This is a genomic window from Acinetobacter pseudolwoffii (genome assembly GCF_002803605.1).
Lineage (GTDB): Bacteria > Pseudomonadota > Gammaproteobacteria > Pseudomonadales > Moraxellaceae > Acinetobacter > Acinetobacter pseudolwoffii.
In genome coordinates this window covers 1-918 of record NZ_PHRG01000025.1, presented here as the reverse complement: position 1 = coordinate 918, position 918 = coordinate 1, and the positions used below count along the sequence as shown (strand labels likewise).

At 42.7% G+C, this 918-nt stretch carries 5 pseudogenes; 2 read left to right on the top strand and 3 right to left on the bottom strand.

The features are described from left to right. Window positions 1–88: 88 nt before the first annotated feature. A pseudogene (locus CWI32_RS15445) lies at window positions 89–229 on the top strand (hypothetical protein); the annotation flags it as partial. On the opposite strand, the pseudogene CWI32_RS14975 reads toward CWI32_RS15445, so the two are convergent. From CWI32_RS14975 to CWI32_RS15275, 3 pseudogenes are all read right to left on the bottom strand, one after another. Further along, window positions 230–355 (bottom strand): annotated as a pseudogene (locus tag CWI32_RS14975) (bifunctional phosphoribosyl-AMP cyclohydrolase/phosphoribosyl-ATP pyrophosphatase); the annotation flags it as partial. 2 nt (window positions 356–357) lie between these two features. Beyond that, window positions 358–459: pseudogene (locus tag CWI32_RS15110) on the bottom strand (hypothetical protein); the annotation flags it as partial. A 122-nt stretch (window positions 460–581) separates the two neighbouring features. Next, window positions 582–698 (bottom strand): annotated as a pseudogene (locus CWI32_RS15275) (hypothetical protein); the annotation flags it as partial. Between CWI32_RS15275 and CWI32_RS14970 the strand changes: the two are divergent. Then, window positions 698–918: pseudogene (locus tag CWI32_RS14970) on the top strand (oxygen-independent coproporphyrinogen III oxidase); the annotation flags it as partial. The pseudogenes CWI32_RS15275 and CWI32_RS14970 sit on opposite strands and share 1 nt — an antisense overlap.

The following is a 918-nucleotide window of genomic DNA, read 5'->3' as shown; positions in this document are numbered from 1 at the left end:
ACTAAAATTTGCGCTAAACAATAGCACTGCTCAGTTTCTATAAAATGGGCTATAATGTGTCCCTCATTTTTTTATTTCATCGAGCTCTATGGCGTATCGTCAACAAAGTGTATCGTTGGATCTTGACACTGATGTCACCCACCAATGCACTTTGCATCATACTCGCGATCAGCATCTGATCGGGATTATCGAATTCAGTAAACCGAGTTTTGCACTGCGCTGGCAAGATCACATAAGAGGAATCCGGATCGGCCTGTTTGCGTTCTGCCATCATCTGGCCCAGATAGGACAAGACTTCGACCTGTTCAGACTGGGCGCTTGACGCTTCCATCGCCAGCGTATGCGGATTTGTGGATATAAAACCTTACCGGCTGCAAACCCCAATTTCAGGGCAAACTCAGGGGTAATCGGCAATTCGCCAAACTTTCCACGAATACCGTCCGTACCAAAATAACTCATCTTTATCTCACTTCTTAGCGGATGATTGATCTCACCCATTTTTTCCCTGTGCCACACTTTACACCAAAATAAAAAAGCCGTCATTTGCATGACGGCTTTTAAAAACTTTAAATCACAGGAGATTAACCCACGCGATAGTTGGGTGCTTCTTTGGTAATGGTCACATCATGCACATGTGATTCCGACATACCGGCAGAAGTGATTTTCACAAACTTGGCATTTTGACGCAGGTCTTTAAGCTGGAACATTACACCGCAATTTTATGGGATACACCGCCTCTAAAACTCAAGTGATGATCGGTTTAGGAATTTCTTCGATCAGTGATAGCTGGTACAGCTTTGCCCAGAATGTGAAAACTATTGAAGAATATTATGCCTGTTTAGCTCGCAATGAAATTCCGGTATTTAAAGGACATGTCTTAAATCAGGAAGATTTGATTATTCGTCAGCATATTCTGAA